Origin of the sequence: Pseudaquabacterium pictum (assembly GCF_005403045.1) — a bacterium.
In the GTDB taxonomy this organism is placed as follows: Bacteria; Pseudomonadota; Gammaproteobacteria; order Burkholderiales; family Burkholderiaceae_C; genus Pseudaquabacterium; species Pseudaquabacterium pictum.
In genome coordinates, this window is record NZ_BJCL01000028.1 from 25,590 (window position 1) to 33,969 (window position 8,380).

The window sequence follows — 8,380 nt, forward strand, 5'->3', positions numbered from 1 at the left end:
GGCCGATCCTATACTGGCCCGAACCCCCTACGGCGGCGGATCCGTTGCCCTCCTGCCCACCATGCAACCTGTCATCCGCAGCCTGCTGGAGACCGATCTCTACAAGTTCACGATGTGGCAGGCCATGCTGCATCGGCATCCGCAGACGCAGGCGGAGTACGTCTTCATCTGCCGCAATGCGCGCGACTACCCGCTGACGCACCTGATCGGCGAGCTGAACGAGCAGCTCGACCACCTGTGCAGCCTGCGCTTCCAGCCCGACGAGCTGGCCTACCTGCGCGGGCTGCGCTTCATCAAGACGGACTTCGTCGACTTCCTGCGCATCTTCCAGTTCCAGCGCGACTTCATCACCGTGCGCGACAACGCCGGCACGCTGGAGATCGTGGCCCGCGGCCCGCAGGTGCATGTGATGGCCTTCGAGATCCACGTGCTGGCCATCGTCAACGAGCTGTACTTCCGCCGCTTCGAGCAGGCCCCGGCCGTGGCCGAGGGCCGCCGCCGGCTGGCCGACAAGGTGGCGCTGCTGCGCGCCTTCGGCCAGGAGCCGCGGCGCCGCAACCCCTTCGAGTTCTTCGACTTCGGCGTGCGGCGGCGCTTCTCGGGCAGCTGGCACCGCGAGGTGGTGGCCACGCTGCAGCGCGAAGTGCCCGAGTTCTTCAAGGGCACCAGCAATGTGCTGCTGGCGCGCGACCTCGGCCTGGTGCCCATCGGCACGATGGCGCATGAATTCCTGCAGACCTACCAGGCCCTGGGCGTGCGGCTGCGTGATTTCCAGAAGGCGGCGCTGGAGGCCTGGGTGCAGGAGTACCGCGGCGACCTGGGCGTGGCCCTGACCGACGTGGTGGGCATGGACGCCTTCCTGTCCGACTTCGACCTGTACTTCGCCAAGCTGTTCGACGGCCTGCGCCACGACTCGGGCGACCCGATCGTGTGGGGCGAGAAGGCGCTGGCCCACTATGCCCGGCTGCGCATCGACACCCACACCAAGCGCCTGGTGTTCTCTGACGGGCTGAGCCTGCCCAAGGCCTTCGAGCTGTACCGGCACTTTGCCGACCGCACGCAGCTGGGCTTCGGCATCGGCACCAACCTGACCAACGACATGGGCCTGCACACGCTGCACATCGTGATGAAGCTGACCCACTGCAACGGCCAGCCGGTGGCCAAGCTGTCCGACAGCCCGGGCAAGATCCTCTGCGACGACCAGACCTTCCTGGCCTACCTGCGCCAGGTGTTCAACGTGCCGGCGCTGGAGACGCCGGGCTGAGGCCGCCGCCGGCCACCCAGTCGACCAGCGCATCCAGCGCCGGCCGCGCCGCCACCGCGTTGGGGTGGTTGAGGAAGCCCACCACCACCCAAGGCCGGCCCTGCGGGTCGGTCACATAGCCGGCCAGCGCGCTCACATCCCGCAGCAGGCCGGTCTTCAGCCGGGCCTGGCCCATGGCGGGACCGGCGGTCAGGCGGTTGCGCAGCGTGCCGTCCACACCGGCCAGCGGCAGGCTCATCAGCAGATCGGGTGCCCAACGCCCCTGGTGCGCGGCCAGCAGCACCTGGGCCAGCGCCCGCGGGCTGATGCGCTCGGCGCGTGACAGCCCCGAGCCGTTGTCCACCACCAGGCCGGGCGCGTCGATGCGGCGCGCAGCCAGCCACTGGCGCACCGCGCGGTCGGCCAGCGCGCGGGTGGTCAGGTCCGGGTTGTCGGCCATCGCCGCCACGCCCAGCTGCAGGTACAGCAGGCGGGTGTAGACGTTGCTGGACTGCTTGTTCAGCGTGCGCAGCAGCTCGCCCCAGGGCCGCGCCTGGTGGCTGGCCAGCAGGCGCAGGCCGGGCCCGCTGACGGCGCGCTGCGCGCCCGGCACCACCACCGCGGCACCCGGCCGCAGCGGCGGCAGTTGCGCAGCCTGCTGCGCGGCCGTGAGCAGCGGCACGCTGGGTGCCTCGGCCTCGCGCACCTGGCCGCTCCAGCTGCCGCCCAGGCTGGCCCACAGCCAGCGCAACTGGCGCTCGGCCAGGGCCAGCGGATCCAGCAGGTACAGGCTGGGCCGCTGGGTGCAGGCCTTGGGAAAGCCGCCCTGCAGGCGGATGCGCAGCACGCCGGGCTCGGCCGCGTCGGCCGGCGGCGGACTCTGCCAGTCCTGCAGCCATTCGGCACAGGGCCGGTCGCTCGGCCGCAGGGCACTGGTGTCGAACACCAGGCCGGGCAGCGGCGGCAGGGCCCGGGCCTGCAGCGCGGCGCCCTCGCTGCTGATCTCGATCTGCAGCAGGTGGCTGTTGAGCTGCAGCGCATCGGGCACCAGGTTGTAGGCGAACTCGGGCCGCTCGTCGAAGGGCGCGGCCTCGCGCTCGGGCCGCGATGGGCGGAACAGCGTGCGGTCGATGACGATGTCGCCGGCCAGCATGCGGAGGCCGTGCACCTGGCGCAGCTCCAGCAGCAGGGCCCACAGCTGCGGCAGGTCGAACTCGGGGTCGGCGCCGCCGCGCAGCACCAGGTCGCCGGCCAGCACATCGCCTTGCTGCGGCGCGCGGGTCAGCAGCTCGGTGAAGCCGCGCACGTTGGGGCCGATCTGGTCCAGCGCCACGATGCTGGTCAGCAGCTTCAGTGTGGACGCCGGCTGCATCGGCCGGTCGGCCTGGTGGGCCCAGCGCGGGGCCAACCGGCTGGCCAGGCTGTTGCCGACGGGCAGCACGATGGCGCCCAGTGCATCGGCCGGCACCCGCGCCTGGTGCAGGGCCTGCAGCACCGGCTCGGGCAGCGGCTGGTCGCGGGCTGCCGCGGGCAGCCAGGCCAGTGCAGCCAGCAGACTCAGGCCCGCCGGGAGGCGGGCGGCAGGGCGGCGGACTTGGCGGCTGTCTGGGCGGGTGGCTTGCACCCGCCCAAGTATCGCCGTCCGCCTGGCCTCAAGGCGCCGGGCAGGCGCCCGGCAGCGATGCCGCGATGCCGCCGCGCAGGGCGCGGGTGGTGCCGCCGTCGTCCTGGCCCAGGGTGTCGCGGGTGTAGGTGCAACCATAGGTGGGCGCCGCCACGGTGGCCGCGGTCACCACGTCATCGCCGCTGGGCTTGATGCCGTCACGCTCCCACTTGACCATCGCCTCGAAGGCGTCCACCTGCTCGGCCACGGTGAAGTCGCAATGGCTGGCGCCGCGGATGGCGCGCTGCACCAGCCACTGGCTGTTGCCCTTGGCTGCCACCCGCTTCTGGTAGACCTGCTGCATGCTGAACGGCACGAACAGGTCGCCCAGCGTGTGGATGGACACCACCGGGATCTTGATCTCGCCGTTGATCTGCGGGATCCAGCGCAGGCCATCGCGGCGCAGGCGGTTGGCTTCCGGTGCGGCCGTCAGCTTCAGCGCCGCTGCGTTCAGCGCGGTGCTGCCCGCCTCGTCGCCGTCGATCTTGTAGGTGAAGGCGTTGGTGTCGAGGATGCTGGCGTTGAGGATGCCGGTGATGGTGCCGTCACCGCCCAGCGCGCCCCACATCGACGGGAAGCTGCCGCCGAAGGCCAGGCCCTGGGCGAACAACGGCCGCGGGCCGCCGGTGATGTTCTGCAGCACCGAGACGAACTTGGCGCCGGTGGCGGTGGGCACGCTGGGGAAGGTGGTGAACAGGGTGCTGGTCACCTGCGTGCTGATGTCGGCCCAGTTGGCCGACGGGTACTTGGGCAGGCCGGCCAGGGCCTGGGCGCTCATCTGCACCGCGGCGAACTGGTTGAACAGCTCGGCATCGCCCATCACGCCGCACATCGGCACGGCGCCGTGGTAGGCCACCTTGTTGACCGCGGTGGCGGCGGCCTCGGCCTCGATCGCCGCGCCGGTGATGTGGCCGCCCATCGAGTGGCCGGTGATGTAGATGCGGCTGGGCGCGGCCAGGGTGCGCCCGGCCGCCGTGGTGATGGTGTTGAAGTTCAGCACCAGCTTGTTGGTGTCCTCGACGCCGGCGCGCACGTCGTAGTAGTTGCGGCTGTAGCTGGAGGCCGCCCAGGCATAGCCCTGCTGGATCAGGTGGCGGCGGATCGACGGCGGGCCGACGGTCAGCGCGGGGATGTTGCCGCGGAAGCCGTGGGCGTACATCACCAGCTTGCCGTTCCAGTTGGCGGGCACCTCGATCTGGTACGACGCGCCGTCCAGCACGCCGGCATAGCGGCTGGTGGTGGCCATGTCGACGGTGTCGCCGGCGGCAGCCGCCATCGGCGCGAAGGTGGTCGCGGCCGTGGTGGTGAAGGTGCGGCTGTCCTGCGGGCGGGTGGGCTCGGGCACGGGGGCCGGCACGGTGCCGGCGCCGTCGCCATCGCCGCCGCCGCAGGCGGCCAGCATCAGCGCCAGGGCGGCCAGGGTGACGGGGCGCAGCGCGATCATCTTGTTCATCGTTGTCTCCTCAAGGTGGGCGCGCCAGCGTAGCGGGCGCCGCGCGCCGCCGCGCGGGGGCTTTCCCTCGAAGCGGTCACCCGGGTGACAAGCGGCCCGCCACGGGCCGATGCAAGGCCGCTACAGCGGCGGCCGCACCCGCAGTTCGGGCCTGGGCACGGGCTGGAAACCGCTGCGCAGGCCAGGCTGGGCCAGGGTGCCGACCAGCACGCCCAGCGCATCGACCACCGCCCGCAGCGCGGCCTGCTGGTCGGCGGTGAGCGGCGCCTCGTAGCCGGCCGGCGATGGTGCCGACGGGTCGCCGGCGCGGTCGATCAGCGCGTGCAGCGGCGTGGCATGCGGCAGGGCCGGGTCCAGCGCCGTCAGCACGCCGGGGGCGCGCTCCTGGACCATCTTCAGCAGCACGCCCAGGCGCACCCAGCGCTGCTCGTCCCAGCCCGGCGCCTGCGGGCCGTCGGCCTGCTCGGCCACGAAGCGGGCCACCAGCGACAGCGCGGCACGCTCGCCGCGCTCGGCAACGGCCTGGATCACCGGGCCTTCCATGTTCAGGTTCAGGCCGCCCTCGGTGGGCAGCAGGCGCACCCGGGCGATGCGGTCGCGCACGCCGGGCATGCGCGACAGGGCGTTGTCGTTCCAGTTCTGCATGGCGCCCAGGATGGCGGAGAAGAAGCCGCCGAAGCGCGCCGCGCCGTCCACGCCTTCCTGGTCGAAACGGTTCCAGCGCTCGCCGTAGCCGGTGTCGTAGGCCTCGGGCAGGTAGGTGTCGGGGCGGCCGGGGATGGCGTCCTCCAGGTTGATGCCGAAGGTGGGCCAACTGGGCACCAGGCCGTCGAACAGGTGCATCGGGAAGTTGCTGCTGATGCCGCCGTCGCTGAACCAGCAGCGGCGGAACGGGGCGCGGCCGACCTGGTCATGGTCGATGGCCCACAGCGGCAGCGCGGCGAACAGCAGCGGGAAGCTCAGGCTCATGCGCGCGGCCAGGATCACCGGGAAGTGGCGCGGATGCGGCAGCTCCAGCAGGCCCAGGGCCTGGGCATCGGCGGCGCTGGGGTCGCGTTCCTCACGGCCGGGCTCGGGTTGCCAGGTGCGGCCGTGCTGCACCATCCAGTCCAGCACGGCCGGCGGCAGGTAGCGGGCCAGCTCGGCGCGGCTGAAGAACAGCCGGTCGCGGCTGCGGAAGCGGCTGCCCTGCTCATTGGGCTCGGCCAGCGGAAAGATGTAGGGCCGGCCATGGCCCAGGTTGGTGGAGAACATCTGCAGGTCGATGGACTTGCGGGTGGCGCCGGGGGGCAGCGGCAGGCGTTCGGGCGGGTGGCCGGGCGCATCCCACAGGTCGCCGAAGGTCAGTGGCGGATCGGCCGGCTGGCGGCCGGCGGCACGCTGGATCAGGCTGTGCAGCCAGGGCGTCAGCGCTTCATGCTGCGGGTCTTCGGTGAGGCCGGTGCACAGGCCGAAGCCGTTGTCGACCACTGCGCCAGTGATGTCCTTGAAGGTCATCCAGCCGATCAGGCCGGTGCCGGCCACCGCCAGCGTCAGCAGCGCCGCCAGCATGCCGCCGATGCCCAACGCCAGCACGGCCAGCAGCGCGGCGCCGAGCGCGCCCGGCCAGTAGGCCTTCACCGCGCCGGTGACCATGGCCAGGATGCGCTGGTTGGTGGTGCCGGAATTCAGCGCATTGACCAGCACGCTGAACAGCCGGCGCGTGGCCGGCTGCGGCTGGAACAGGCTGAGCAGCTTGCGCTGGCCGGGGCGCACCTCGGTCTTCAGCTCCTCGGGCAGCGACTTCAGCAGGTCGAAGCCGGCGCGGCTGCCGGCCTGGCGGCGCTGGAACTCGGCCGCGGCGGTCACCGCCGCGGCGATGGCGCCGGCCGAGGTGCCGCCGATGTTCTTGAAGCGGTAGTGGTGCGACAACCGCTCGATCGCGCCGGGGTAGACCACGCCGCTGGTGATGCCGCCCTTCATCACCAGGTCGCAGAAGCGGTCGGCAGGCGGCTCGGCGGCCGGGGTGCGGTGGTCGGGCATGGTGGCAGGCTCGTGGCGGACAGGGGGCTGCGACGGTCGCAGATCCGGCTGCGGCTGTCCATCCCGCAGAGCGCGCGACATCCACCGGCCGGCGCAGGCGGCGGCCGGACGACTGGACCTAATCCTTCAGGAACGCGTCCACCGCAGCCAGCGATGTGGCCGCCGCCTCTTCCTGCGGCAGGTGGCCCACACCGGGCAGGGCCACCAGGCGGGCCTGCGGCATGGCGCGCTGGTAGTCGGCCGCGTTGGACACCGGAATCATCTGGTCGGCCTGGCCCCAGACCAGCAGCGTAGGCGCGGTGATGCGGCGCAGCCAGGGCTCGGGCGGCTGCAGCACCAGCTGGCCCATGCGGTCGAGCAGGGCCTGGCGGTTACCCGGGGCCCGCATCAGGTCGTGGTACCGGTCCACCCGCGCATCGGTCATCGCCGCCGGGTCGGCATAGGCCGGCTGCAGGCTGGCGCGCAGCAGGGGCCGCGGCAGGGTCCAGCGCAGCAGGCCGGTGACCCAGCCGACCTCGGGCGCCTTGCCGTAGTCGAAGCCGGGGCTGGCGAAGCCGTCGGGCGCCACCAGCACCAGCTTGTGCACCCGGTCGGGGTGTTCGGCGGCAAAGCGCCAGGCCAGCCGCCCGCCCATCGAGTGGCCGACGATGCTGGCGCGCTGCAGGCCCAGCTGGTCCAGCAGCGCCAGCAGCACCTGCATGCCGCGCTCGTCGGTGTACTGGCCCAGGCGGTCGGGCACGCTGAGGCCGGCGCCGGGCTGGTCGTAGCGGATCACGCGGTGCGTGGCCTGCAGGCCGACGGCCCAGTCGTCCCAGGTGTGCACGCTGCCGCCGAAGCCGTGCAGCAGGACCACCGCCGGCGCGTCCTTCGGGCCGCTGTCGCGCAGGTGCAGGCGCATGCCGTCGACGGTGGCGAAATCGGCCGCGCTGCTGGCGTGGCGGGCCTCCAGCGTGGCGCGCGGGATGTCCGGCGTCCAGGCCCACCAGCCCCCCAGGGCCAGCAGCAGTGCGGCGATGCCCAGCATGGCGCGGACGCGGGGCCGGCGCATCAGCCCGGGCGGGCGGGGCCGCTGCTGTCGCGCACCACCAGCGTGGTGGCCAGCTGCACGCTGCGGCAGCGCTCGCCCGCCAGCTGCGACAGCAGCGACTGCACCAGCGCCTGGCCGGCATCGGCAATCGGCTGGCGCACGGTGGACAGCGGCGGGTGGAAATGCTCGGCCAGCGCGATGTCGTCGTAACCCACGACACGCACGTCCTCGGGCACACGCACGCCGCGCTGGCGCAGCGCGCTGACCGCGGTCATCGCCATCAGGTCGCTGGCAGCGAACAGCGCGTCGAAGGCCAGCCCCTGCTGCAGCACGGTGGCGATCTCCTGCTGGATGCGCTCGGTGACGAAGGGCACGGCGCGGCTCAGCGCCGCATCGGGCGCCAGGCCAACGTCGGCGTGGGCGGCCAGCCAGCCTTCGCGGCGCTGGCCGATCTCGGGCAGCGCGGGGTCGCCCATGAACAGCACCCGCTTCGCCCCGCCAGCCAGCAGGTGGGCGGTGGCCAGGCGGCCGCCGGCCAGGTTGTCGCCACCCACGGTGGCATACAGCTGCTGCGGCAGCTGTGCACCCCACACCACGAAGGGCACGCCCTGCACCGCCATGCTGTTGAGCTGGTCATGGTGGTGCCACTGGCCCACCAGCACGATGCCCATGGCCCGGCCGGTGTGGAAGACCTGGGCCGCCTGGTCCAGCCGGTCGGCGTCGACCCGGGTCAGCAGCATGTCGTGGCCACGCTCGGTCAGCGCATCGGCCACGCTGCCGATCAGGCTCAGGAAGAACGGATCGGACAGGTGCTGCCGGGTGTGCGGGTCGTACGGCACGATCACCGCCACGGTGTTGTTGTGGCCCAGGCGCAGGTTCTGCGCGCCAATGTTGATGCTGTAGTTCAGCGAGCGGGCCAGCTCGGCGATGCGGCCGCGGGTCTCGGCATTGACCAGCGCGCTGCCGGCCAGC

General features: G+C 72.4%; 6 protein-coding genes. 1 reads left to right on the plus strand and 5 read right to left on the minus strand.

The window, feature by feature from the left end; genetic code table 11:
* The first annotated feature begins 61 nt into the window (after window positions 1-61).
* The gene (pncB, locus tag FFT10_RS26595) at window positions 62-1,264 is read left to right on the plus strand and encodes a nicotinate phosphoribosyltransferase (protein WP_137735916.1); all 1,203 of its coding nucleotides are present in this window, start codon (window positions 62-64) and stop codon (window positions 1,262-1,264) included.
* On the opposite strand, the gene FFT10_RS26600 is transcribed toward pncB, so the two are convergent.
* From FFT10_RS26600 to FFT10_RS26620, 5 genes are all read right to left on the minus strand, one after another.
* Window positions 1,233-2,867, minus strand: a complete 1,635-nt coding sequence (locus tag FFT10_RS26600; protein WP_162520940.1) for a D-alanyl-D-alanine carboxypeptidase/D-alanyl-D-alanine-endopeptidase — start codon at window positions 2,865-2,867, stop codon at window positions 1,233-1,235. The genes pncB and FFT10_RS26600 overlap by 32 nt on opposite strands.
* Window positions 2,868-2,895: 28 nt before the next feature.
* Window positions 2,896-4,359 carry an alpha/beta hydrolase family protein gene (locus FFT10_RS26605; protein ID WP_137735918.1) on the minus strand — a complete coding sequence of 488 codons (1,464 nt, stop codon included), beginning with the start codon at window positions 4,357-4,359 and terminating at the stop codon, window positions 2,896-2,898.
* 120 nt (window positions 4,360-4,479) lie between these two features.
* Entirely contained in the window at window positions 4,480-6,381 is a 1,902-nt protein-coding gene (locus FFT10_RS26610) for a patatin-like phospholipase family protein (RefSeq protein WP_162520941.1), read from the minus strand.
* A gap of 118 nt (window positions 6,382-6,499) precedes the next feature.
* Window positions 6,500-7,429 carry an alpha/beta fold hydrolase gene (locus tag FFT10_RS26615; protein ID WP_137735920.1) on the minus strand — a complete coding sequence of 310 codons (930 nt, stop codon included), beginning with the start codon at window positions 7,427-7,429 and terminating at the stop codon, window positions 6,500-6,502.
* The gene (locus tag FFT10_RS26620; protein WP_228027336.1) at window positions 7,429-8,379 is read right to left on the minus strand and encodes a LacI family DNA-binding transcriptional regulator; all 951 of its coding nucleotides are present in this window, start codon (window positions 8,377-8,379) and stop codon (window positions 7,429-7,431) included. Before FFT10_RS26620 ends, FFT10_RS26615 begins: the two co-directional genes overlap by 1 nt.
* Between the last annotated feature and the right edge of the window lies 1 nt (window position 8,380).

Excerpts from the sequence above, each read along its gene's own strand:
- pncB (WP_137735916.1), top strand. The coding sequence starts at position 62 with ATGCAACCTGTCATCCGCAGCCTGCTGGAGACCGATCTCTACAAGTTC.
- FFT10_RS26605 (WP_137735918.1), bottom strand. The coding sequence starts at position 4,359 with ATGAACAAGATGATCGCGCTGCGCCCCGTCACCCTGGCCGCCCTGGCG.
- FFT10_RS26610 (WP_162520941.1), bottom strand. The coding sequence starts at position 6,381 with ATGCCCGACCACCGCACCCCGGCCGCCGAGCCGCCTGCCGACCGCTTC.
- FFT10_RS26615 (WP_137735920.1), bottom strand. The coding sequence starts at position 7,429 with ATGCGCCGGCCCCGCGTCCGCGCCATGCTGGGCATCGCCGCACTGCTG.